This is a genomic window from Microbacterium sp. LWH11-1.2 (assembly GCF_038397745.1).
Taxonomy (GTDB): Bacteria; Actinomycetota; Actinomycetes; order Actinomycetales; family Microbacteriaceae; genus Microbacterium.
Genome location: NZ_CP151636.1, coordinates 1,299,480 through 1,323,203, shown reverse-complemented (window position 1 = coordinate 1,323,203; position 23,724 = coordinate 1,299,480). Strand labels below are relative to the sequence as shown.

Annotated in this window: 25 protein-coding genes; 13 read left to right on the top strand and 12 right to left on the bottom strand. The window is 69.3% G+C overall.

What is annotated here, in order from left to right; all coding sequences use genetic code 11:
- Positions 1-20: 20 nt before the first annotated feature.
- Positions 21-1,091: a Gfo/Idh/MocA family oxidoreductase gene (locus MRBLWH11_RS06290; protein ID WP_116633592.1), complete on the bottom strand. Its 1,071-nt coding sequence runs from the start codon at positions 1,089-1,091 to the stop codon at positions 21-23.
- Between the two features lie 180 nt (positions 1,092-1,271).
- Between MRBLWH11_RS06290 and MRBLWH11_RS06285 the strand changes: the two genes are divergently transcribed.
- From MRBLWH11_RS06285 to MRBLWH11_RS06260, 6 genes are all read left to right on the top strand, one after another.
- Positions 1,272-2,216, top strand: coding sequence for an alcohol dehydrogenase catalytic domain-containing protein (locus MRBLWH11_RS06285; RefSeq protein ID WP_341947167.1), 945 nt, complete (start codon positions 1,272-1,274; stop codon positions 2,214-2,216).
- A gap of 94 nt (positions 2,217-2,310) precedes the next feature.
- Positions 2,311-3,594: an ABC transporter substrate-binding protein gene (locus MRBLWH11_RS06280; RefSeq protein ID WP_341947166.1), complete on the top strand. Its 1,284-nt coding sequence runs from the start codon at positions 2,311-2,313 to the stop codon at positions 3,592-3,594.
- Positions 3,595-3,652: 58 nt separating this feature from the next.
- Positions 3,653-4,567 carry a sugar ABC transporter permease gene (locus MRBLWH11_RS06275; protein ID WP_341947165.1) on the top strand — a complete coding sequence of 305 codons (915 nt, stop codon included), beginning with the start codon at positions 3,653-3,655 and terminating at the stop codon, positions 4,565-4,567.
- 14 nt (positions 4,568-4,581) lie between these two features.
- Positions 4,582-5,502, top strand: a complete 921-nt coding sequence (locus tag MRBLWH11_RS06270; RefSeq protein ID WP_341947164.1) for a carbohydrate ABC transporter permease — start codon at positions 4,582-4,584, stop codon at positions 5,500-5,502.
- Between the two features lies 1 nt (position 5,503).
- On the top strand, positions 5,504-7,240 hold the full coding sequence (locus tag MRBLWH11_RS06265; protein WP_341947163.1) for a glycoside hydrolase family 9 protein: 1,737 nt from the start codon (positions 5,504-5,506) through the stop codon (positions 7,238-7,240).
- A 26-nt stretch (positions 7,241-7,266) separates the two neighbouring features.
- Positions 7,267-8,319: an NADP-dependent oxidoreductase gene (locus MRBLWH11_RS06260; RefSeq protein ID WP_341947162.1), complete on the top strand. Its 1,053-nt coding sequence runs from the start codon at positions 7,267-7,269 to the stop codon at positions 8,317-8,319.
- Here MRBLWH11_RS06260 and MRBLWH11_RS06255 read toward each other — a convergent pair.
- Complete coding sequence (locus MRBLWH11_RS06255) at positions 8,250-8,711, bottom strand: MarR family transcriptional regulator (protein WP_116633585.1); 462 nt, start codon at positions 8,709-8,711, stop codon at positions 8,250-8,252. The genes MRBLWH11_RS06260 and MRBLWH11_RS06255 overlap by 70 nt on opposite strands.
- 110 nt (positions 8,712-8,821) lie before the next feature.
- Here MRBLWH11_RS06255 and MRBLWH11_RS06250 point away from each other — a divergent pair, with 110 nt between their 5' ends.
- Positions 8,822-10,012, top strand: a complete 1,191-nt coding sequence (locus MRBLWH11_RS06250) for an MFS transporter (protein WP_341947161.1) — start codon at positions 8,822-8,824, stop codon at positions 10,010-10,012.
- A gap of 11 nt (positions 10,013-10,023) precedes the next feature.
- On the opposite strand, the gene MRBLWH11_RS06245 is transcribed toward MRBLWH11_RS06250, so the two are convergent.
- Complete coding sequence (locus MRBLWH11_RS06245; RefSeq protein ID WP_341947160.1) at positions 10,024-10,695, bottom strand: GPP34 family phosphoprotein; 672 nt, start codon at positions 10,693-10,695, stop codon at positions 10,024-10,026.
- 124 nt (positions 10,696-10,819) lie between these two features.
- The gene (locus tag MRBLWH11_RS06240) at positions 10,820-11,467 is read right to left on the bottom strand and encodes an aquaporin (protein WP_116633582.1); all 648 of its coding nucleotides are present in this window, start codon (positions 11,465-11,467) and stop codon (positions 10,820-10,822) included.
- A gap of 235 nt (positions 11,468-11,702) precedes the next feature.
- Here MRBLWH11_RS06240 and MRBLWH11_RS06235 point away from each other — a divergent pair, with 235 nt between their 5' ends.
- On the top strand, positions 11,703-11,918 hold the full coding sequence (locus tag MRBLWH11_RS06235; protein WP_341947159.1) for a multidrug transporter: 216 nt from the start codon (positions 11,703-11,705) through the stop codon (positions 11,916-11,918).
- A gap of 10 nt (positions 11,919-11,928) precedes the next feature.
- On the opposite strand, the gene MRBLWH11_RS06230 is transcribed toward MRBLWH11_RS06235, so the two are convergent.
- Positions 11,929-12,507: an isochorismatase family protein gene (locus MRBLWH11_RS06230; protein ID WP_341947158.1), complete on the bottom strand. Its 579-nt coding sequence runs from the start codon at positions 12,505-12,507 to the stop codon at positions 11,929-11,931.
- An 81-nt stretch (positions 12,508-12,588) separates the two neighbouring features.
- Complete coding sequence (locus MRBLWH11_RS06225) at positions 12,589-13,020, bottom strand: MarR family transcriptional regulator (RefSeq protein WP_341947157.1); 432 nt, start codon at positions 13,018-13,020, stop codon at positions 12,589-12,591.
- 70 nt (positions 13,021-13,090) lie between these two features.
- Here MRBLWH11_RS06225 and MRBLWH11_RS06220 point away from each other — a divergent pair, with 70 nt between their 5' ends.
- The gene (locus MRBLWH11_RS06220; RefSeq protein WP_341947155.1) at positions 13,091-13,486 is read left to right on the top strand and encodes a hypothetical protein; all 396 of its coding nucleotides are present in this window, start codon (positions 13,091-13,093) and stop codon (positions 13,484-13,486) included.
- On the opposite strand, the gene corA is transcribed toward MRBLWH11_RS06220, so the two are convergent.
- Positions 13,483-14,499: a magnesium/cobalt transporter CorA gene (gene corA / locus MRBLWH11_RS06215; RefSeq protein WP_341947154.1), complete on the bottom strand. Its 1,017-nt coding sequence runs from the start codon at positions 14,497-14,499 to the stop codon at positions 13,483-13,485. The genes MRBLWH11_RS06220 and corA overlap by 4 nt on opposite strands.
- A 40-nt stretch (positions 14,500-14,539) precedes the next feature.
- Entirely contained in the window at positions 14,540-15,823 is a 1,284-nt protein-coding gene (locus MRBLWH11_RS06210; protein WP_341947153.1) for a serine hydrolase domain-containing protein, read from the bottom strand.
- 96 nt (positions 15,824-15,919) lie between these two features.
- On the opposite strand from MRBLWH11_RS06210, the gene MRBLWH11_RS06205 reads away from it, so the two are divergent.
- A complete protein-coding gene (locus tag MRBLWH11_RS06205) occupies positions 15,920-16,234 on the top strand; it encodes a DUF2470 domain-containing protein (RefSeq protein ID WP_341947152.1) in 315 nt (104 codons plus the stop codon).
- A 51-nt stretch (positions 16,235-16,285) separates the two neighbouring features.
- Positions 16,286-16,933 carry a biliverdin-producing heme oxygenase gene (locus MRBLWH11_RS06200; protein WP_116633546.1) on the top strand — a complete coding sequence of 216 codons (648 nt, stop codon included), beginning with the start codon at positions 16,286-16,288 and terminating at the stop codon, positions 16,931-16,933.
- 2 nt (positions 16,934-16,935) lie between these two features.
- Here MRBLWH11_RS06200 and MRBLWH11_RS06195 read toward each other — a convergent pair whose 3' ends face one another.
- Positions 16,936-18,357 (bottom strand): AAA family ATPase, encoded by a 1,422-nt coding sequence (locus MRBLWH11_RS06195; protein WP_341947809.1) that lies wholly within the window; start codon positions 18,355-18,357, stop codon positions 16,936-16,938.
- Between the two features lie 115 nt (positions 18,358-18,472).
- Between MRBLWH11_RS06195 and MRBLWH11_RS06190 the strand changes: the two genes are divergently transcribed.
- The gene (locus MRBLWH11_RS06190) at positions 18,473-19,543 is read left to right on the top strand and encodes a hypothetical protein (RefSeq protein ID WP_341947150.1); all 1,071 of its coding nucleotides are present in this window, start codon (positions 18,473-18,475) and stop codon (positions 19,541-19,543) included.
- Positions 19,544-19,549: 6 nt separating this feature from the next.
- On the opposite strand, the gene MRBLWH11_RS06185 is transcribed toward MRBLWH11_RS06190, so the two are convergent.
- The 3 genes from MRBLWH11_RS06185 to MRBLWH11_RS06175 form a co-directional block, all read right to left on the bottom strand.
- The gene (locus MRBLWH11_RS06185; protein ID WP_341947148.1) at positions 19,550-21,562 is read right to left on the bottom strand and encodes a cytochrome c oxidase assembly protein; all 2,013 of its coding nucleotides are present in this window, start codon (positions 21,560-21,562) and stop codon (positions 19,550-19,552) included.
- A gap of 103 nt (positions 21,563-21,665) precedes the next feature.
- Positions 21,666-21,953 (bottom strand): HU family DNA-binding protein, encoded by a 288-nt coding sequence (locus MRBLWH11_RS06180; RefSeq protein WP_017203554.1) that lies wholly within the window; start codon positions 21,951-21,953, stop codon positions 21,666-21,668.
- A 182-nt stretch (positions 21,954-22,135) separates the two neighbouring features.
- Positions 22,136-22,717 (bottom strand): helix-turn-helix domain-containing protein, encoded by a 582-nt coding sequence (locus tag MRBLWH11_RS06175; protein ID WP_341947146.1) that lies wholly within the window; start codon positions 22,715-22,717, stop codon positions 22,136-22,138.
- Positions 22,718-22,879: 162 nt separating this feature from the next.
- On the opposite strand from MRBLWH11_RS06175, the gene MRBLWH11_RS06170 reads away from it, so the two are divergent.
- Positions 22,880-23,707 (top strand): alpha/beta fold hydrolase, encoded by an 828-nt coding sequence (locus tag MRBLWH11_RS06170; RefSeq protein WP_341947145.1) that lies wholly within the window; start codon positions 22,880-22,882, stop codon positions 23,705-23,707.
- Positions 23,708-23,724 lie beyond the last annotated feature (17 nt).

Below are 23,724 nucleotides of genomic sequence, written 5' to 3'. Positions count from 1 at the left end.
TCGCTTCCATCTCTCTCACGTCAGTAGGTCGAAACGATCTCGCCGGCGGGCGTCCAGAGCCCCTGGTCGAGCCCGCGCTGGAGCGGGTTGTCGAACACGTCCAGCGGCAGCCGCACGGTGCCGCGGCGCACGCTCGACTCGTAGGCGGCGAAGATGATCTCCGCAGCAGCGAGTCCGTGGTGGGCGTGCAGCACGGGCTCTTCGCCCGTCGTCAGACAGCGGGCGAGGTCGGCGAGAGCGAGGGCGGTCTGCTCGATGATCGTGGCGTCGACGCCGCCGAGCTCGATCGCGAAGGCGGGGTCGACGGATTCCGCGATCTCGCGGGGCTCGCGGCCGTCGGCGTGCACGAGCGCGCGCCCGCCGAAGATGTCGACGCGTCCCCGCGTGCCCTGCAGCACGATCCCGTTGTCGCCGAGCGCGTGCAGGCGCTCATCGCGTCCGGTCGCGATGATCGCATCGGTGCCGCTGTCGAAGCGCACCTTGACGATGCCGGCCGTCTCGGTCAGCGCCCCGTAGACGCGCTTGCGGGCGGCGACGTCGATCTGCGCGAGCACCGAGACCGCCCGCGGGTCCCCGAGGTGCAGCCGGATCAGGTCGAGCGTGTGGGATCCCCAGTCGAAGAGGTTCGCGCAGTAGCCCTGCGCGCCGGTGAGCGCTCCGATCACGCCGTCCTGCACGAGTTCCCGCACCTCGCGGTGCATGCGGTCGAAGCGTCGCTGGTGATTGACGGTCAGGGCGACGCCCGCGTCCGCGGTCGCCGCGACCAGATGGCGTGCGTCGCCGTACGTGAGGGCCATCGGCTTCTCGCAGTGGATCGCGCGCACCCCGTGCGCGATCGCGGCGTCGACGACGGCGCGGTGCACGGCAGCCGGCGCGCAGATGCTCAGCAGGTCCACGCGGTGGTCGGCCAGCAGGGCTTCGAGATCGGTGTACGCCCGGGCGTCGTGGCGGGCCGCGAGAGACGCGGCGGCATCCGGATCGACGTCGCTGATCGCGACGATGCGCATCCCGGGGATGCGGGAGAGGCCGAAGGCGTGAACTGCTCCCTGCGCACCCGCGCCGAGAACGGCAGCGGTGAGGGCCGCCGTCATCGCGGCCCGTCCGTCAGGGGGAACTGGTACACTATGGCCTCTCCTTCGAGCGTTTGTAGTAGTCCATTGAAATACCACTGAGGGCCAAGCTAATACGCTTCTATGATGAGTGCAACCACTTGCTGTCCAATTGAGACAAGCCGGTGAGTGGTCCGCAGTCACCCGCCGGAGGAGAATTCCATGCTCATCAGCCAGGTAGTCGGTCCGCGCCGGTCCGAGATCGTCGAGGCGCCCGATCCGATCCCGACGCCCTCCCAGGTGGTGATCGACGTGCTGGCATGCGGCGTCTGCACGTCCGATCGCACGCCATGGCGCGAGCACGGAACGCCGGAGAAGCCGGTACGGCTCGGCCACGAGACCGTCGGCCGGATCAGCGCGGTCGGCGACCCCGCCGGACGCTGGCAGGTGGGCGAGGTCGTGACCGGTCTCGGCGGCGACGGCTTCGCCACCCGGGTCGCGCTCGACGCCGATTCGATCCTGCGCGTGCCGGCGGGGTTCGCGCCGCAGCATGTGATCGGAGAGCCACTCGCCGACCTCGAGGAGGCGCTGTCCCGCAGCCGCATCCGTCCGGGTGATCGCGTCGCGGTCGTGGGGCTCGGCTTCATGGGTCTCGGCCTCGTCCAGCTGGCCGCGACCCGCCTGCCGGGACTGCTGGTGGCCGTCGACCCGAATCCGGCCGCGCGCGCACGCGCCCTGGCGCTCGGCGCGCATGAGGCCTATCACCCCGATGACCTGCCGGGTGAGTTCGTCTCATCATCCGGCCGGCGCGAGCAGCGCATGGACGTCGTCGTCGAGGCCACGGGGGTGACCGCCGCGCTGCGGACCACGTCCTCGCTCGTGCGCCCGTACGGCACCGTGTGCATCGTCGGGTACCACCACGCCGGCGACGCGCCGATGGACATGGAGCTCTGGTACAAGGGCGCGACGCTCGTGAACGGCTTCTCCCCCGAGCGCCCGCGCACGGTCCGTGCGATGCGCGAGGGCCTCGCGATGATCGCCGACGGCCGCTTCAGCTACCTGCCGCTCATCACCCACACCTTCGCCCTCGAAGACGTGGATCGGGCGTATGAGCTGATGGAGGAGCGTCCTGCCGACTTCGTGAAGGGCGTCGTCGTATTTAGTTAGAGGTCTTTTACATACCAGTATTGACCACTTAGAGTCCGAGACAGTACCATTCAGGGAATCGCCGGTATCCGACCGGCCGACAAGGAGGTCTCTCGTGCAGAAGCGCGTGTCCATCCCCCTGGCCGGAGCCAGTGCCGTCGTGCTCGCCGTGAGCCTCGGGGCCTGCGCGAGCAGCCAGCCCGCCAGCGACCCGAACCAGATCGTCGTCCAGACGAACTGGACGGCGAGCCAGGCGCAGAACAAGCCGCTGTTCGCCGCCTTCGAGGCGTTCACCGAGGAGACCGGCATCGAGGTCAAGGTGCTCGAATCCGGCGACAACCTGAACCAGGTCTACGAGACCTCGCTTCTCGCCGGCGAAGAGGCCGACGTGCTGCTGGTCGGGCTCCTCGAGAAGCAGCTCGACTGGGCGATCAACGGCGCCGTGGTGCCCGTGAACGACTACATCGAGGAATGGGGCATCGCCGACCGGATCCCCGAGGACGCGCTCGTGGACTGGACGGATGCCGAGGACAACGTCCGCGCCTTCCCGTACTCCGGGTTCACGTGGCCGTGGTGGTACAACACCGACCTGCTGACTCACGCCGGTGTCGAAAGCGTCCCCACCACGACCGACGAGCTCATCGACGCGACGAAGAAGCTGCGCGCCGCCGGCATCGCCCCGGTCGCGCTGGGCGGTATCGACTGGTCAGGGCAGAAGATCTTCCTGCAGTTCCTCGAGATGTACATGTCGACCGACGAGGCCAAGCAGGTCTACGCGGAGGGCGGTACGTGTGACAACCCCGAGGCCATGAAGGGCATCGAACTGCTCGTCGAGCTCCGCGACGCAGGCGTCTTCGTCGACGGCGTCGAGGGATACACGGCAGACCAGGCGCAGGCCGCGTACATGGACGGACAGGCCGCCATCGCTCCGATCGGGTCGTGGGCGTATCCGTCCGCCTCGGACGAGCTCGCCGCTGCCACGGTGCTCGGCGGACTCCCGGTCGCCGACGGCGCGCCGTTCGACAAGCCCCTCGCCTACCGCGGCTCGACGTCCGCCGGGTGGTGGATCAGCCCCAACGGCGAGGAGAAGATCGACGCGGTCGAGCAGCTCATCACCTACATGTACGGCAACGACGTGCTCAAGGGCATCCTCGACGAGGGCGGCGTGATCCCGGTGGCCGACTTCGGCGGCGACACGTCCGGCGTCACCTCTCCGCTGCTCGCCCAGTCGCTGACCGAGCTGCCCGAGGCCGTGGACTTCCCCGTGATGCCCGACATCTACGTGCCGGCCGACGTCTCCAACCCGATGTACCGCGCGACCTCGGTCGCCTTCACCCCCGGCACGGATGCCGCGACGATCTGCCAGACCGTCGACGACATCTACGCCGCCGCGAAGTAAGACCGCCGGGGCGGTCCGGCGCATCCGCCGGACCGCCCTCCCGACTGCTGGAGCATCCATGACCGCCCTGTCCCCCGACGTCGTCGCGCTTCGGCGCCGCAGATCCCGCCGACGGAGCGAGATGCTGCAGCTGTCGGCAACGCTCCCCGCGCTGCTGTGGTTCCTCGTCTTCACGATCGGCCCCCTCGTCAGCCTCTTCTACTTCTCCACCGTGAACTGGCGAGGGCTCATCGCCCCGCGCACCCCCGCCGGATTCGAGAACTTCGTCCGCCTGGCCGGCGACCCGGTCGTGTGGCTGGCGACCGGCAACACGATCCTCCAGCTCGTCGTCACCCTGCCGATCGTGGTCGTGGGTGCGTTCATGATCGCGTACTACCTGAACCTGAAGCCCCGCGGCCACCGGTTCGTCCGCGCCCTCATGTTCACGCCCGTGCTGCTCTCGGCATCCGCCCTCGCCATGGTGTTCATCGGCGTCTTCGCGCCGAAGGGCATGATCAACGGCTTCCTCGAGATCCTCGGTCTCGAGCAGTTAGCCCGCCCGTGGCTCGCGAACGGCGACAGCGCGATGCTGTCGATCATCATCGTCACCATCTGGTGCAGCATGTCGGTGTCCGCGATCATGCTCGCCGCGCGACTCAACTCCATCGACGCCTCGGTCTTCGAAGCCGCCGAGATCGACGGGTGCGGCCACTTCCGCCGCATGTGGAGCATCGCCTGGCCGATGTGCCGGGAGTTCGTCGGCGTCGTCACGATGCTGCAGTTCCTCTGGACACTGTTCTCCTCCGCCGCCGTCGTGCTGCTGCTCACCAAGGGCGGCCCCGGCAACGCCACCGCCACCCTGTCGTTCCTCGTCTACGACTTCGCCTTCAACCAGTCGAAGGTCGGATACAGCCAGGCCGTCGCCGTGGTGCTGTTCGTCGTCGGCGTCGTCGGCATCCTCGTGATCCGCCGCGCGTTCCGGCAGAAGTACTGAAGGGATCCGACGCCATGACCACCACACTCGAAGCCCCCGCTCCCTCCCGCACCACGGCATCCGCCCCTCGCTCCACCCCGCGTCGTCGCACGCGCGGCGGCGCTCTGGCCCGCACCGGTCCCTCGAAGTACTTCGCGCACGCCGGCGTCTGGCTGTACGTGATCCTGCTCGCCGCTCCGCTCTACTACCTGCTGATCTCGGCGTTCAAGCGCAACACCGACATCTTCAACCAGCCGTTCTCGCCTTTCACCCCGCTGACGCTCGACAACTTCGGGCTGGCGTTCTCGCAGGCGTCGCTCGGCACGGCCCTGCTGAACTCGGCGTACATCACGATCGGTGCGGAGGTCCTGACGCTCGCCCTCGCAGTGCCGGCGGCGTTCGCGCTGGCGCGCGCGAAGGGCTCGCTCGGACAGATGGTGGAGCGGATCTTCGCGCTCGGATTCCTCATCCCCGGTTTCGCGGCGCTCGTGCCGACCGTGCTGCTGTCGATCGCGATGCATCTGTTCCACACCCGCGAGTTCCTCATCCTCTTCCTCCCCGCGTCGGCGATGCCGTTGACGGTGATCCTGCTGACGCAGGCGATGCGCGCGGTGCCTGCCGAGCTCGAGGAGTCGGCCGTGCTCGACGGCGCCGGTCCCCTGCGGGTGCTGTGGTCGGTCTACGTCCCGCTCGCCGTGCCGACTCTCACCGTCGTCGCGATCCTCAACTTCCTCTCCTTCTGGAACGAGTACTTCTTCTCGCTCGTGATCATCGGGCCGGAGGCGACGCTGCGCACCGCGCAGGTGGCGCTGCCCACACTCTCGATCGCGAACGCCGCGCAGTACGGTGTTCTTGCCGCCGGCATCCTCATCACCCTGATCCCCGCCTACCTCGTCTACGCGGTGTTCGCCGAGAAGATGGAGAACGCGGTCCTCGCCGGAGCACTCAAGGGCTGACATGCGCATCCTCATCGATCACCTCGGCTACGACACCGGGGCACCCAAGTCCGCACTCATCGAGCTCGCCGAGCTCGGGTCGACGCCGCACGTGGAGCTGCTGTCCCTCGACGACGGCTCCCGCATCCGGCTGGAGGCGACACCGGTGGCGGCGGTGGACGCCTGGCGGACGGGCGCATACTCGCGCGTGGACTTCGACGCCGTCGATACACCCGGACGCTACGTCCTCGCGGCGGCGGTCGATGACGAGGCCGTCTCGTCGGAGCCGTTCACGATCGGCGAGGAGCGGCTCGCCGCCGGCACGCTCTCCGACATCCTCTTCGCCTTCAAGGCAGGGCGCTCCAGCGGTGAGATCGAACGGAAGGATGCCGCCGCCCTGCGGTACGGCGACGACTCCGGCTGCACGGTGGATGCCCGCGGCGGGTGGCTCGACGCGAGCGGCGACACGAGCAAGTTCCTCAGCCACCTGACGTACTCGCCGACCATGAGCCCGCAGCAGATCCCCCTGTGCACGTGGGCGTTCCTCGAGGCGCGCGACCAGCTGGCGACACGGCATCCGCGGTTCCATCGGGCACTCGGAGCGCGGCTGCGTGACGAGGCCCTGTTCGGCGCCGACTTCCTGGTGCGCTTCCGCACCCCGGAAGGCGCGTTCTACAGCGGCATCTTCGACGCCCTGACCAAGCAGCTCGACGAGCGGGTGATCAACGCGCCGCTGCCGGAATGCGTGCGCACCGACCGGTACCGGGCGTCGTACCGCGGCGGCGGCGGGCTCGCGATCGCCGCGCTGGCGCGGGCGTCGCGGGAGAGCGCGCACGGCGACTTCACGTCTGCGGAATACCTGGCCGCTGCCGTCGGGGCCTTCGACGACCTCGAGATGCACAACGACGACTACCTGTTCGGGCTCGATCTCGAGACCGGGGAGCTGACCGAGAGTGCGGAGTCGATCGTCGACGACCACTGCGCGCTGCTCGCGGCATCCGAGCTCGTGGCGGCTGTCGGACCCGATGAGCGCACGCGATTCGCCGCCGCGGCGGACCGCCGCGCCCTCTCGCTGATCGAGCGCTATCGCGCCGGAGCCGACGGCGCGGCAGGATGGTTCGAGGCCTGGCACGACGGACGCCCGTACTTCTCGGCGGTCGAGGCCGGATTCCCGGCGATCGCCCTGCTCCGCTACGCGGCGCTCGTGCCGGCCGGCGCCCACGTCGGGCGGGCGCGCGCCCTCGCCGTGCAGCTCGCGAAGGATCTGTTGGATCGGACGGACGCCGTCGCCAATCCGTTCGGCTACCCCCGGCAGCGCGTGCAGCCGCGCGGTGGTGTGCCGAAGGACGCGTTCTTCTTCCCTCACGACAACGACACCGGCTACTGGTGGCAGGGCGAGAACGCGAACCTCGCCTCGCTCTCGTTCGCAGCCGCGATCGTCGCAGATCTCCCGGAGTGCGATGCCGATCTTGCGGCGCGACTGCGTCGCTTCGCCGCCGATCAGGTGCACTGGGTGCTCGGCCGGAACCCCTTCGACGCCTGCATGCTCCAGGGGCGCGGCCGGAACAACGTCGAGTACACCCCGGACTTCCCGAACCTGCCCGGCGGCATCGTGAACGGCATCACCAGCCACCCCGACGACGAGCAGGGCATCGCCTTCCTGACATCGGACACCGCCGAGGGCCCCGACTCCTGGCGATGGGCGGAGCAGTGGATCCCGCACTCGGCCTGGTTCCTGCTCGCCGTCAGCGCCGGGTGAGCAGGGGATCCTCCTAGGCTGTCCCCATGACCCTCGCACCGACGGATGCCGCGTCGAGACGCGTCGTGTTCCACCGGTTCGGGGGCCCCGAGGTGCTCGAGATCGAGCATCGGGCGGTCCCCCGTCCCGCCGCGGGTGAGGTTCTGGTGCGGGTGGCCGCGGCCGGTGTGAACCCCGTCGACTGGAAGCTGTTCAGCGGCGAGCCGATGCACGATCCGTACGAGCGGAGCCTGCCATCCGGCAACGGGTACGACTTCTCGGGCACCATCGAAGCTGTCGGAGACGACGTCACCGGATGGCGCACGGGCGAAGAGGTGTTCGGCGGGCTCCGGTACCACGCGCAGGCCGACCACCTCGTGATCGACCCCGCGCTGCTCGTCCGCCTGCCGGAGGGGCTCCCGCTCGTCGTCGCGGGAGCGCTCAACGTCGTCGGCCGCACGGCCGTGGCGAGCGTCGGATCCCAGCGGATCGGCGCGGGCGACGTGGTCCTGGTGAGCGGCGCAGCCGGTGGCGTCGGCATCCTCACGGCGCAGCTCTGCGTCCTTCGGGGTGCCCGGGTCATCGGGACGGCCGGTCCGCGCAACCACGCGCTGCTGCGGCGCCTCGGCGTCCATCCGCTCGCCTACGGCGACGACCTCGCCGACGCGGTGCGGGCGGCGGCGCCCGGCGGGATCACTGCGGTGCTCGACACCGTCGGTCACGGCACGGTCGACCTCGCTCTGGCCATGGGTGTGCCCGCGGATCGCATCAACACCGTGGCCGACTACGAGGCGCGCTCTCGGCATCCGGTCCGCGGCATCGGCGGGGCGAAGGCCGGCGCGCGGGAGCTCACGATGGTCGCTCGGCTGATCGCCGACGGCAGCGTCGAGCTGCCGATCGACTCGGTGCATCCGCTCGAAGACGTGCGTCTCGCGTATGCGCGATCGATCGCCGGACACGCCTCCGGCAAGATCGTGATCTCCCTGACGCCGAGCGTCGGGATCACCCCGACCGGTGAGTTCGCGGCGCCTCAGCGGGTGACGAGCGCGGGGAGCGCGACGCCGTTCAGAGCCTCGACCACGGGAGCGAGCTCCGGCTGAGCAGCCGCATCGTCCAGAGCGCGGCGGAGCGTGGCGTCGTGGATCGGGTGGGCACGCTCGTAGAGCTCCCGACCGGATGCCGTCAGCTCGGTGTAGATGCCACGACGGTCGTCGGCGCACAGCACACGCGTGAGCAGCGCGCGGTCCTCGAGACGGTTCACGAGCCGCGTCGTGGCACTGGGGCTCAGGGCGGTCGCCCTGGCCAGCTGCTGCATGCGCATGTGCCAGCCGTCCTGACGCTCGAGCGCGTCGAGCACGGTGTACTCCACGACCGACAGGCCGACCGCGTCGGCGAGGGCGCGCTCGAGTTCTGCTTCGATCAGGCCGTGCAGCGCAGCCAGCGTCCGCCACCCCTGGGCGCGCACTTCGACGGCGTCGTCTGCGATTCCCATCCGCACTCCTCAGATAGTTGCTTGCGCTTTATAGTTGCGTGTGCAAGCATTGTGTTTCGACGCGCAATATCCGGCGTCTGCAATCAAATTACTTTATCAGGAGAATCGTCATGCCAGTAGGACTGATCGCCCTCGCCATCGGGGCGTTCGGCATCGGACTCACCGAGTTCGTCATCATGGGCTTGCTGCCGGAGGTCGCGACCGAATACGGCGTCACCGAATCCGCGGCCGGCTGGCTCATCTCCGGGTACGCGCTGGCCGTCGTCGTCGGCGCCCTGCTGCTGACCGCCGCGACGACGCGCCTGCCCCGCAAGCCCGTGCTGCTCGGCCTCCTCGTGCTCTTCATCCTGGGCAACGCGCTCACGGCTCTCGCTCCCGACTACGGCACCGCCATGATCGGCCGGATCATCGCCGCCCTCTGCCACGGAGCGTTCTTCGGCATCGGCTCCGTCGTCGCGGCGGGCCTGGTCGCCCCGGAGAAGAAGGCCGGAGCCATCGCGATCATGTTCACGGGCCTCACCGCCGCGAACGTCTTCGGCGTGCCGTTCGGCACGTTCCTCGGCCAGGAGTTCGGTTGGCGCTCGACGTTCTGGACGATCTCCGCGATCGGCGTGCTGGCCTTCATCGGCATCGCCGCACTCGTGCCTGCCCTCCCGCGGCCCGACCAGAGCATCAGCCTCCGCCAGGAGCTGCGAGCTTTCCGATCCGGCCAGGTGTGGTTCTCGCTGACCGTCACGATCCTCGCCTTCGGCGGGATGTTCGGGGCGTTCACGTACATCGCGTACACGCTCACGGAAGTCAGCGGCTTCGCGTCCTCGGCCGTGCCGTGGCTGCTGGTGCTGTTCGGCGGCGGACTCGTGCTCGGCAACTGGCTCGGCGGCCGTCTCGCCGACCGCGCCATCGACCGCACCCTGATCGTCTTCATCGCCGCGCTGGTCGCGGTGCTCGCTCTGTTCGCGCTCTTCGCATCGTCCGGGATCGCGACGATCGTCGCGCTCTTCCTGATGGGCGGATTCGGATTCGGCACCGTGCCCGGCCTGCAGAGCAGGGTGATGCAATACGCGGGCGGCGCGCCCACGCTCGCCTCCGGCGCCAACATCGGCGCGTTCAACGTCGGCAACGCCCTCGGAGCCTGGGCAGGGGGCGTGGGCATCTCCGCCGGCCTCGGATACACCTCGCCGATCTGGCTGGGCGCGATCATCACCGCGGTCGCGCTGGTGGTCATGCTGATCGCCGCCGCGCGCACTCGCGTCCCCGCGGAGTCCGACCGGCACGCGACGGCCGCCGCCGTGGCGTCCTGACGCCGCGGTGATCAGCCGGTCGTGGTCGCCACGATGACCGGTGTCATCGCGGCCATCAGCGCCGCGGCGATCGCCGTGTTCACGGCCTTCGTGACGGCATCACCGGCCGCCGAGCCCGCGACCAGCTGCTCGATCCGCTTCTTGAGCTGACCCGCCGATGCCCCGGCCGCCTCGTTCTTGAGGATCGGATGCGCCGCGTTCATCCCCTGCAGGATGGCGAGGATCGTCACGTCGGCCAGGGTGGGCGCGGCCGATCCCGACAGCACGGCCGCGAGGCGGGAGCGGATCAGCATCTCCGGTCCGGGATCCGACTCGGGTGTGCGCAGCGAGCCCCACCCGAAGAAGCCCCGCTCTCCACGCACGAGAACGCCCTGTGCGACGAGCGATTCGACGACCTGGTCCAGCGGATCGAGCCTCGAGCGCATGAGGAGCGACTGCAGGCGCTTGCCGCTCAGGGGAGCGAGGCGCGCGAGCGCCGTGTCGAGGACCGGGTCGCCGATCGGATCGGCGGAGACGACCTGCACGGCCGGGTTCTTCTCCTCCGTCACCACGACGCGGTCGTGGAGGGAGAGATCGACGATGACGGCGGCGATCGCGCCGAACAGACGGTGCACGCTCGCTGCGCTCTCGACTCGGCCGTCAGGCCGGGTGAGCAGCAGATGGAGCTCCTCGACGATCAGCATGGCTTCACGGTACGTCGCCGCGTCGGTGCCCGCATCCCCCGCGTGGCGGACATCGCTCGACGGAGAGGCCCGCACGCAGAAGCGCCGCGCCCTCGCAGAGGACGCGGCGCTTCGTGGCAGCGGGTTACTCGCCGGCGATCTTCTTGGCGTCGTCCGCGTTGAGCACGCGGAACAGGATCGCGGCGATCACGGCGCCGACGACCGGGGCGACGATGTAGAGCCACAGCGAGCTCCAGGCGAAGTAGCCGCCCACCGAGAGACCGAGGGCCACGGCCGGGTTGAAGCCGCCGCCCGAGATCGAGCCGACGGTCGCGGCACCGACGAACACCGTGGCACCGATCGCGAGGCCGTAGAAGGAGTTACCCTCGGTGCCCTTCGCGGTGGCGGTGTTGAGGACCACCCAGACGAGGATCAGCGTGAACAGCGCCTCGACGAGGAAGGCGGGGCCGATCTCGATGACCACGGCCTTTCCGCCCGCGGGCCAGACCGCGAGGCTGGCCAGTGCGGCCAGCGCGCCGCCGATGAACTGAGCGATGAGGTAGGCGATGAAGTCCACGACGCTCAGGCCGCCGCGCAGGAAGACACCGACCGAGACGGCCGGGTTCAGGTGCGCGCCCGAGATGTGGCCCGTCGAGTAGACGAGGACCATGAGGGTGAAGCCGATCGCGAGCGGCGTCAGCGGGCTTTCGCTGTTCACCGCGGCGATGATGGCGAGGACGAAGAGGAAGGTCGCGAGCCCTTCGGCGAGCGCCTTCCGTGCGGTACCGGTCATGAGAGAACCCGTTTCTTGTGTCAGGTCGTGAAGCGATCCCCTCGATCGCCCCTGCCGGAGGCCGGCGGACCGTCCTTCGTGCGACGACAATATATCGGTGCCGGGCGAACGGATGACCGCGCCGCGCGGTGTTTCTGTGAGAATCCTGAGTGCGCATCCGGACCCCCGCTGTCAACCCCATCGCCGCGGGGCACGGTCGGAACATAGCTTTCGACGATGACGACCGAGGAGAGCCATGAGCACGCCTGATCACCCATCCGCAGACGACGAGACGTTCGAGGAGAAGCGCCACGACCAGCTGACCGCGGCGCCCGATGCCACCGAGGCCGATGCTGCGCCGCGCATCGAGGTGAGCGAGCACGACGGGAACACCCGGATCGACATCGCCCCGGATGCCCCGGTACGACCTGGTCCCGGACCGGGCGTCGAGACCGGCGACGAGGGGGACTGAGCCGCTCCGCTCAGGCGACGGGGCTCGCTCCGATCCTCGTCTTCGTGTCGGTGATCGTGGCGAATCCGCGGGCCGAGAGGATGCTCTCGGTGCGGCGCATGATGTCGTCGCCCGACACTGCGGCGAGCGCACCCCGGCTCGGGATGGCCGAGGTCGTCGTCGCGTCGGTGACGAACTCGACGTCGAATCCGAGGTCGGCGGCCACGCGCGCCGTCGTCTCGCAGCACTGCTCGGTGCGGATGCCGCAGATCACGACCCGACGGATGCCGGTGCCCTCGAGCCGCTCCTGGAGATCGGTCGACGTGAAGGCATTGATCGTGGTCTTCGTGACCGCTGCCTCCTCGTGTCTCGGGCCGAGCTCCGAGATCACGCGCACGAACCCGAGCGCGGGATCGAAGACTCCCCCGGTCCCTGGTTCGGAGTGGGTGATCCACACGACCGGGTCGCCGACGGTCCTGGCGTGCTCGACGAGGTGGGCGATGTTGTCGAGCACCGCCGGGTTCGCGGTGGCCGCCCAATCGTCGGCTCTCTGGCGGAAGGACTCCTGGGCGTCGATGACGAGAAGGGCGGTGTCGGAGGATGCGGTCATCCGTTCAGCCTCGGTCCGCCCGCCGCATCCGGCAAGACGCGGAACGGTCAACGAAGGGAGGGATCCCGCCAGTCCTCGCGCTCAGACCCCGGTACCGGGCTCACGCCCGAGACGGGTGATCATGTCGAGGAACGCGTCGCGCTCCTCCTCGGCCAGTGGCGCCAGGAACAGGGCCTGCGCCCGTTCGACGACGGCGTCGAGCCGCGCGAGCTCGTCGCGCCCTCGCGCGGTGAGGGAGACGAGATTCCGGCGCCGGTCGGTGGGGTGCGCGGCGCGCACGATGAGCGCGCCCTCTTCCAGCGCACTCAACGCGACCGAGACATCGCTGCGATCGAGACCGGTCACGCGCCCGAGCTCGGCTTGGCTCACGGCGCCTGCCTCTTCGAGCGCTGCGAGCAGGCGGTAGTGATACGCGCGCGCTCCCGCATCGGCGAACAGCTCCTGCAGAAGGGAGTGTGCACGAAGGTGCGCGCGGCTCACCTGCCACGTCGCCCGACCGTCGAGACGTCCCATGCCACCACCCTACTCGTTGGCCCCACCTACGATCTGATATCGTTGGCGTCACCAACTATTAGGAGGAATCATGCTTCCTTTCGGCTCACAGCTCATCGGACAGACGGAGAAGGCCCTGAACGCCCTCCTGCGAACGGTGCTGGTCGACCGGCAGCTCTCCGAGCGCGAGTGGGTCGCCCTGCGCCTCACCTCGCAGTTCGACGGACCTGACGCTCTTGCCGAGACGATCAGGGACAGAGGGCAGTTCGCGGACGCGGCCGACCTCCTGTCGGGCCTCGAGAGGCGCGGCCTGATCGTCGACGACGCGCTCAGCGTCGCCGGAGCGGACCTGGTCGACGAGATCGGCCGCGAGATCAGAGCCCTGACCGAGCCGATCTGGGCGGGCATCGACGCGGCCGATGCCGAGGCCGCCGCGCGAGCACTCCGCAGTGTGCTGGCGCAGACGACGGTGCTCCTGCGCGGCTAGAGCCACCCCTTGCGCTTGAAGGCCGCGTACAGCCCGATCCCCATGGCGAGCATCAGGCCGATCGCCATCGGATAGCCGAGCACCCAGTGCAGCTCGGGAATGTGGTCGAAGTTCATGCCGTAGATCGTGCCGACCAGCGTCGGCGCGAACAGGATCGCTGCCCATCCGGAGATCTTCTTGACCTCGTCGTTCTGACGGATGCTCAGCTCGGTCATCCGCCGCATCTCCTCGTTCTGCCGGCGTGCGACGATGGTCGACTCGACCGTGAGCGCGTTGTCCAGCACCGTGCGGAACGTGGTCGCGCGATCCGTGACGCGCAGCGTGTGGTCGAGGACGTCACGCAGGTACTTCTGGAGCTCCTCGCTCACCCGGTACTTGTCGGATCCGCGCAGCAGCGCCTCCAGCATCCCCGACAGCGGCTGCGTCGCACGCTGGAAGTCGATGACCTCCCTGCCGAGGTCGTAGATGCGCTGGGTCGCGTCGACATCCTCCTCGAACAGCTGACTCTCGATCTCGTCGATGTCGTTCTCGAGCCCCGCCAGCACCGGCGTGTACTCGTCGACGACCTCGTCGAGGATGGCGTAGAGCACCGCCTCGGGCCCGTGGCCGAGTAGCGTCGGATCGCTCTCCAGGCGCCTGCGCACCCTCCCGAGATCGGGCGACTCGGCGTGCCGGATGGTCACCACGAAATCAGGGCCGACGAGCACGTGCACCTCGCCGAACTCGACCTCCTCCGAGGCATCGAGATAGCGCGCCGGTCGCAGCACCATGAACAGCACGTCACCGTAGCGCTCCAGCTTCGAGCGCTGATGGCCCGCGAGCGCGTCCTCGACCACGAGGGCATGGATGCCGAACTCGTCGGCGACCTCGCGGATCTCCTCCTCGCTGGGACGGTACAGTCCGATCCAGCTCATCCCGCCGCGCTCGCGCATGCGCTCGAACGTCTCGCTGAGGCTCTGCGGATTCTCGGTGCGGACGCCGTTCACATAGATCGCGTTGTCGATGATCGCCATCGTCGCCGCCCCTCGCTCGCTCTGCCGGATGCGCCGCGGATCACTCCACGGGCGGGTCGACGCAGACGAGCGCGGCGTCGATGATGGCCTGGTGGTACTGACCGGCCGTGAACGGCAGGCCGAACTCCGGAGCGGTCTCCCCGGAGGCCGCCGGCGCCTTGGACGCGATCGCCGCGAGCTCCCACGAGAGGTACTGCGCGAAGAGCGGGCCCGCCGTGGAGTCGTTGAGCACGACCGCCACCGTGAAGCCGGTCGCCGGGTCGGAGTACGCCGCCGTCGCGTAACCCGGGGTCCAGCCGTGCTGGCCGACCAGCGAGCCGACGAGATAGGCACCCCCCGTCGCCTGGTACCAGGAGGGGGCGTCGGCAGCGACCGGGAGCGGTGCACCGAAGCGCGCCGGCTTGTCCTTCGTGCGGAGCACCTGAGCCGCTTCCGCCTGTGCGTAGCGGCCGAGGTCGGTGATCGTCGAGACGACACCGGAGTCGGTGAAGCCCGAGCTCGACGAGAGCTCGGTGATGTCGACCGGTGCGGCGCAGCCGTATCCGCCTTCGACGACGTTGATGAAGTGCCCGTTCATCGACGGCCCCGCGGACGGCGGAGCGGCGGTGGGGCCGGGAAGCGACGTGTTCGGGAGGCCGAGGGGCTCGGTGACGTACTCGGCGATCAGCTCGGATGCCGTCATGCCCGAGGCGCGTTCGAGCGCCAGGCCGAGCAGCAGGTAGCCCGAGTCCGAGTCGCGGTAGGTGGTGTGCGCAGCGACTCGCGGACGCCCCAGCCCGAACCCGGCGAGCTCCAGGGGAGCCCAGACGCGGTCGGGGGTGTTCAGCCAGGCGTTCTTCACGGTGGCCTCGGACGATCCGGCGCCGCTGGTGCCGTTGCAGAGGTCGAGCAGGGTGATGTCCTGCATGTCGGCGACGCCCGACACATACTTCGGGACCTTCGCGTCGAGCTTGACCGTCCCCTCGTCGGCGAGGGCGTAGAGCACGTCGCAGGTCATCAGCCGCGTCACGTCGGCGATGCGGAAGGACATCTCGGTATCGAGCGGCGTCTCACCGCTGCGCTCCTGCGTGCCGCTCGCCGTGACCCAGCTGCCGCTCCAGGGCGCCCACACCCCGACGATGGCGCCGGAGGCGCCCGAGGCCGCGATCGCGCTGTCGACCGCTTCCTGCATCGCGGCGACCGTGTCGTCGGGCAGTGCGCCGTCGACCTGCGCGGGTGGCGTGTAGGTGAAGGTCTCACCGGAGGAACAGCCGGTGAGGACAAGACCGAGCACGGCCGCAGTGGCCGCGACGGCGCGCCACCGGCGCGACGAGAGATGCTGCATGGAAAGTACCCCCGAAGACGTGTCTCCCGAGTCTAGAACGCGGATGCTGAAATTCTGCACCGGCGGCCCCTCCGGCGGGCGTCCTAAGGTGTGAATGTGCCCCATGCCTTCGATGCCGATGTGATCTCCGCCGTCCTCCGACACATGAACGGAGACCACACCGACGACAATCTCCTCATCGCCCGCGCGTTCGCCGAACCGGCCGATGCGACGATCACGGATGCCGTGATGGTCGGCTTCGACGGAGACGGCGGGGTGTGGGAGATCACCCGTGACGCCGCGGTGTCCGAGCTCCGCGTGCCGTGGCCGGGCGGCCCGATCGATGACCGGCCCGCCGTGCGCCGCGAGGTCGTCGCACTCTACGACGCCGCGTGCGCACGCCTCGGGGTCGAGCCGCGTCCGCACGCCTGATGCCGCATATCTGACTTCCACAGGAGGTTAGGTAAGCCTTACACTGATCCCATGTCCGAGATCCTCTCCTTCTCCGCCGCCTTGCGCGAACGATCCTCCGGGTCGCATTCCCGCAGCGAGGGCGCCGGCTTCATGTCCGACCTGCTGAAGGGCGAGGGCTCGCGCGAGGACTACATCTCGCTGGTCTCGCAGCACTACTTCATCTACGAGGCGCTCGAGGGCGCCGGCGAGCGGATGCGGCAGGACCCCGTGGCATCCGTCTTCCTCAGCGACAAGCTGACCCGCCTGCCCGCGCTCGAGGCCGATCTCGAGTTCCTGCTCGGGGCCGACTGGCGCGAGCGCATCACGCCGCTTCCCACCACCGAGCGCTACGTCGAGCGCATCCGTCAGGTCGGCGCGACCTGGGCCGGCGGATTCGTCGCCCACCACTACACGCGCTACCTCGGCGATCTCTCCGGCGGCATCTTCATCGGCCGCGTGATGGCGCGGCGCTTCGGGTTCGAGACGAACGGCATCGGCTTCTACCTGTTCGACGACATCGCCGACCCGGCTGCCTTCAAGGACGTCTACCGCGAGCAGCTCGATGCCGCCCCCTGGGATGACGCCGAGCGGGAGCGCGTGATCGACGAGGTCCTGCTCGCCTACCGCTTCAACACCGAGCTGTTCGAAGACCTCGACCGCGCGCGCGTCGCCGCCTGAGGTCAGGCCGTCGGCAGCTCCGGCGTCGACTTCGCGAGCCATGCCTCGCGCATGAACCGCCGCACGTCCTCGTCGACCCGGATGTCGGTGGGGCGCAGCGCCCGCGAAAGGTACAGGCCGTCCAGCGACGTCAGACGACTGAGCGCGACATAGGTCTGGCCGGGTGCGAACGCCCCGGAACCCAGGTCGATGATCGCGCGCTCGTAGGTCTTCCCCTGCGACTTGTGGATCGTGACGGCCCACGCGAGGCGCAGCGGGAACTGCGTGAACTCGGCCACCACGTCGCGGGACAGCTTCTTGGTGCTCTGGTCGTACGCGTAGCGGAATCGCTCCCAGACCGCGGGCTCGACGTCGACCTCCTCGCCGTCGATGTCGACGCGCACGGCACCGCCGAGGATGCGGATCACCGTGCCGATCGTGCCGTTCACCCACCGCGGGGGCTCGCCGGACATCGCCGTGTCGTTGCGGAGGAACATCACCTGCGCGCCGACCTTGAGCTTCAGCTCCGACTCCGCCGGCAGCGAGGCCTCGCCCCGGCCGAAGTCGCCGCTGACCTCGGCGCGCGCCGTCTGCTCCTTCCCGGGCAGGGCGTTCAGGTGCTGACTGTTGATCTTGTTCACGATGTCGTTGCGGGTCGCGAGCGTGATCATCGGCACCTCGCCGGGCTCGGGATCCGGCGGTGTGCGGGCCCCCTGGGCGTTGAGCACTCCGGCGATCTCGGCCGTCACCCGCCCGTACCGCACCGCGTTGAGCATCGCCTTGAATCCGTCATCGGACTGCCGATGGATCTGCACCAGCTCGCGCACGTGCAGCTCGGCTCTGGTGTCGACCTCGAACAGGCCGGCCTGGTCCGACGAACCGTAGCCGTGCGCCTCGGCCCGCGTGCCCGAAGCGGTCCACGGCCCCGCCCAGACCTTCGCGTCGAAGAACCAGAACGAACGGTAGTGATCCTGCACGTAGCGGGCCTCGTCACCGCGGGGCGGCACCGGAGCCAGCTGGTACGGGTCGCCGAACATCACCACCTGCACGCCGCCGAAGGGCTCGCCGCGCCGACCCCGCGCCTGACGCAGCGAACGGTCGATCGCATCCATCAGATCGGCGTTGACCATCGAGATCTCATCGATCACCAGGGTCTCGATGGCGTTGAGGATGCGGCGCGTGGCATCGTTCTGGTCGATGTCGGCGTCGCCGATGAGCCCGATCGGCAGGCGGAAGAGGGAGTGGATCGTCTGCCCCTCCACGTTCAGCGCGGCGACGCCGGTCGGGGCGCAGATCGCGATCTGCTTCTTCGTGTTCCAGGCGAAGTGCTGCAGGAGCGTCGACTTCCCGGTGCCGGCGCGGCCGGTGATGAAGACGTGCTCGCCGGTGTCCTCGATGAGCCGGAACAGCTCTTGCTGCTCCTCGGACAGGGCGGGAAGGGACACGGTTCTCACAGGGGCAGCGGACGGACACGGGGCGCCCACCCATGCTACGTCCCGGCATCCGCCCGGAGTCGCCGACGCTCGGCGTCGTCCCAGGACGCCCTTCTAGACTGACGCCATGCAGCAGGTCGACACCGCGGTGCCCCGGCGCGCCCGTCTCGGTGCCGATCTGACGATGCTCGCGCTCGTCGGCGTGCTTCTCCTCGCCGCCCTCGGCGCCGGCGGCGCGACGCTCTACCAGCAGTTCTACGGCCCCTCGGCGTTCGTGACCCGCTACCTCGACCTCCTCGCCGCCGGTCGCGCCGCGGACGCCCTGCGCATCCCCGGCGTCGCCGTCGACCGCGAGACGCTCGATGCGGCGGGCATCGACGCCGCGGCATCCGAGGCGATGCTCCGTCATGCCGCGCTCGCACCGCTGACCGATGTCGAGATCGAGTCGGAGGAGCCCGCCGACGGCAAGACGGCCGTGACCGTCAGCTACAAGGCCGGCGGCCATGCGGGCACCACCACGTTCCTCGTCGAGCAGGACGGCTGGGCAGGAGTCACCCCCGACTGGCGCTTCACCACCAGCCCGCTGGCTGTCGTGGACCTCACGGTCCTGGGAGCCGACCGCTTCGCGGTGAACGGCTTCGAGGTCGATCGCCGTCAGGTGTCGGCCGCCGGAGCGGACGCGACCGCGATCGACCCGCTGCCCCTCCTGGTATTCACGCCCGGCCTGTACTCGGTCACGGTCGACACCCCCATCGCGCAGGCCTCCGGCACCGGGGTGCTGGCCGACACGCCTCTGGCGATCACGCCGCTCGACGTGCAGACGACGCCGACCGAGGAGTTCGTCGGCGTCGTGCAGCAGCGCGTCGAGGAGTTCCTGACACAGTGCACGACGCAGCAGGTGCTGATGCCGGCCGCGTGCCCGTTCGGCCTGGAGGTCCGCGACCGCATCGCCTCCCCGCCGCAGTGGTCGATCAGCGCCCAGCCGCAGGTCACGGTCGCACCGGACGGCGGCAACTGGCAGATCCCGACGACGGATGCCGTGGCTCACGTCGAGGTCGAGATCCAGTCGCTGTTCGACGGCTCGATCGAGCCGGTGTCCGAGGACGTGCCCTTCCAGGTCAACGGCACGATCACGATCCTGCCGGACGGGTCCGCGTCGATCCGGGTCGGCTCCCCGGGCGAACCCATCGCCGACTGAGCGGGCCTAGCGGCGCTCTCGCTCCGCGTCCCGCAGGTCGCGCTCGGCGAGGGCGGCGAGCTTGGCGTTGTACTCCTCGAGCTCGGCGTCGCCGGTGCGGTCGGCATGCCGATCGTTCCGGCGCTGCAGCTTCGTGTCGCTGCGGCTCCACTGGATCGCGACCGTGATGGCGAGGATCAGCGTGGGGATCTCGCCGATGGACCAGGCGATGCCGCCGCCGACGTACTGATCGGCCAGCGGGTCGACCCCCCAGTCGCGGCCCATCGAACCGAACCAGTCCGCGACCATGAGCCCCTCCTGCATCATGATCGCGATGCCGAAGAACGCGTGCATGGCCATGACGGCGATGAGCGTGATGAGGCGTCCGGGATACGGCAGCCGGTACGGCACGGGATCGGCGCCGATCAGGCTCATCACGAAGAGGTAGCCGGACAGGAGGAAGTGGATGACCATCCACTCGTGTCCCAGATGCTCGTACATCGACCAGCGCACGAGGTCGGTGAAGTAGAACGCCCACAGCGACAGGATGAAGATCGCCGCCGCGACGAACGGATGGGTGACCACCCGGGCGAAGGGCGAATGCACGGCCCACATGATCCACTCGCGGCCGCCGCGGGTGCCGTCGTCGCGCTTGCGCACGGCACGCAGCGCCAGCGTGATCGGGGCGCCGGAGACGAGCAGCAGGGGGATCGCCATCGACAGCATCATGTGCCCGAGCATGTGCACGCTGAAGAGGTACTCCTGGTAGGCGTTGATCGGTCCGCCCGTGACCCAGACGAGCATCAGCATGCCGAGCACCCAGAACACGGTCCGGTAGATCGGCCAGCGATCGCCGCGGCGGTGCAGGCGGATCACACCCGCGAGGTAGAGGAACAGGCCGAATCCGGCGGCGACCAGCCAGAGCACGTCGATGTTCCACGCGGTGAACCAGCGCTCGAGGGTGAGCTCCGGCGGGAGCTTGGCGCCTGTCAGGATCTCGGCCGGCGTCTGGGCGAACGCGGCGGTCTCCCCGGTCGGCGGCGGCGTGCGCGCGAGCGCGGCTGCGGCACCGGAGGCCAGCCCCATCAGCGCGACCTCGCCGAGCACCAGCATCCAGAACCAGCGCGTGGCGCGCTCCCCCTCGAGCTTCGGGATGAGGCGCGTGCGATACCAGGCGCCGAGCAGCCCCATGCCGACGAGCAGCGCGACCTTCGCGAGCACGATCGCGCCGTAGGGAGTGGCCCACAGGGCGTCCCAGCTGCCGACGGCGACGATCGAGCGGGTGACACCCGACACGGCGACGACGGCGAACGCGGCGATCGCGAGCGAGGAGTACCGCGCCACCAGCCGCGGGGTGTCGACGTCGGTGCGGCCGCGCAGCAGCACGAGCAGCAGCAGCCCGCCGAGCCAGACCGCCGCCGCGATCATGTGCAGCAGGATCGAGTTCACCGCGACGTTGTGGCCGGCGAGATCTCCCGCGTGGCCCTGCGTCGCGAGCGGCAGGAAGGATGCCGCGGCGAGGAGCGCCGTGATGAGCGTCGGCGTCCAGGTGCGCCAGGCGAACGCGAGCACCGTGATGACCGCGCCGAAGATCGTGGTGATCAGCCATGACTGCCCGAGCGGCAGGTCGAGAAGGAACCGGCCGAGCTGCGCGCCGAACTCGCGTTCGATGCTGAGCTTCGGGTTGAACGCCGCCATGAACGCGAGGAATCCGGCCAGCCCCGATGCGACAGTGAAGACCGCAGCGCCGATCGAGGCGATGTTCAGCGCGGCGTCGAAGGCCCGCTCCCCCGCCCGCAGCGCGAAGAGCGCGAGCACCAGCGACCCGAGCATCGCGGCACCGGCGATGTTCATCACGAGCTTCGCGATCGGCGTGCCCCAGAGCACGAAGGGCCCGGGGTCCTGCAGCAGCGGAGGTTTCGCTCCGCCGCCGAGCGCGAGGGCGATCACCGTGGCGATGACGGCTGCGACGAGGAGGATCGCGATCCCGGCGAGTCGATACGCCGAGGACCGGGTGGTCGTCTCGGCGCCGGAAGTCACCCCTCCAGCCTAAGCCGCGGCATCCGTCCTGGCTGACCGCCGTCGGCAGACGCAGAAGGCCGCCACCCGAGTGGGGCGGCGGCCTTCGTGAAGGTGCGTCGAATTACTTGACGGCAGCCTTGAGCTTGGAGCCAGCGGTCACCTTGACGCGCTTGCCGGCCGGGATCTTGATCTCGGCGCCGGTCTGCGGGTTGCGGCCCGTGCGTGCGGCCGTGTCGACCTGCTCGAACGAGATCCAGCCCGGGATCGAGACCTTGCTGCCCTTGGCAACGGCGTCGGAGACCGTGGCGAACAGCGAGTCGAGGACACCGGAGACGGTGGCCTGGCTCTGGCCCGTGGCGCTTGCGATGCTCGCGACGAGCTCGGTCTTGGTGATGGACTTGTCAGCCATGTCACTCCTCCAGCGACGAGATCCCGTCGCATCGTTGTGGGTTCGGAGCGGATGCTCCTGGTCTTGCGACCGCCTCGAATGTATCAACGACCGCCCACATTTCCGCGTCATTTCGCGGGTTTTGGGCAATTACTGGGCGTGTCGCACCACTTTGGTCACTCCAGTCACACGTTTCAGGTCGTTCACGCCCGCCGGTGCGCGTCGATCACCGACCGCGCGGTGCGCTCGAACGCCGGCGTCACGCGGTCGTCGCCGTCGAGATAGCCGCCGACGAGGGCGGCATCCCGCAGCAGGACGAGCGATGCGGCGACGTCGGCCGGACGCGTGAGACCCGCCCCCTCGGCCACGGCCTGGAGCGTCGCCCGGAACCACTCCCGGTGCTCGCCGATGAGCCGGCGCACGGCGCCCGCGGCATCGGGGTACTCGGCTGCCGCGTTGATGAACGGGCATCCGCGCGTGTGGCGGTGGCGGATGTCGGCGGCGATGCCGTCGATCACGGCGGTCAGCAGGTCATCGGGATCGGCGACGGCGGCTCCGGCATCCGCGAACATGCTTCGGAGCGCCTCGTCCTCGCCCGCGAGGTACGCGAGCACGAGATTCTCCTTGCCGCCGAACTGCTTGTAGAGGGTGGCGCGCGTCACCGCGGCCTCCTCGATCACGCGATCGACACCCACCGCATGGATGCCCTCCTCGTAGAAGAGGCGGGTGGCGGCGTCGATCAATCGGGCGCGGGCGGGACTTGGGCGCTTCGTGGTGATGTTCATGATCTCTCTCCTCTCATCGTCGCATCCGATCCCCCGCATCCGCCCCTCGAATCCGATCGCGGAAAAGAAGTTTGTCGAAGGAGTTGCGGTAGATAGAACGTTCGGTCTACTATCACTATACAGCCACCGCAGAGGGCGGGGCCGCAGACAGGAGAAGAAATCATGAACAGCACCGACAAGACCCCGATCGTCCTGATCCACGGACTGTGGATGACGCCGAAGAGCTGGGACACCTGGGCAGAGCGCTTCCGCGCGAAGGGCCACGAGGTCATCGTTCCCGGGTGGCCCGGCATCGACGACCGCACGGTCGAGGACATCCGTCGCAACCCGGCAGCTCTCAAGGGCATCGGCCTGAAGCAGATCGCCGACCACTACGAGCGCATCATCCGCGCCCTCCCGGCCAAGCCGATCATCATGGGCCACTCGTTCGGCGGAGTGATCACCCAGATGCTCGCCGATCGCGGACTCGGCGTCGCGTACGTCGGCGTCGCACCGGGGCAGACGGCCGGCGTCACGGCGCTCCCCCTCTCCACTCTGTGGACCGGCACGCCGATCCTCTCGAACCCCTTCGGACGCAACGGCGCGAAGCCGCTGTCGAAGCGCCACTTTCACTTCACGTTCGGCAACGACCTGCCCCGCGCGGCATCCGACGCCCTGTGGGAGGAGTACGCGGTGAACTCGTACAACCGGGTCTTCTTCGAGGGCGTCACCTCGGTGCTCAACGAGAAGGGCGGCGTGACCCACGTCGACTACAGCCGCGCCGACCGCGCCCCGCTGCTCCTGATCGCCGGAGAGATCGACCACGTCGTGCCGCCGGCCATCGTGCGGGCGATCGAGAAGAAGTACCTCTCCACCGGCAGCCCCGCGATCGTCGAGCGCAAGGAGTACACCGGCCGCACGCACCGGCTCGTCAGCCAGGACGGCTGGGAGGAGATCGCCGACGAGGCCCTCGCCTGGGCCGAGGCGCACGCGACGGCATCCGTCGCCTGATGCCCGGGCGCTGCGCG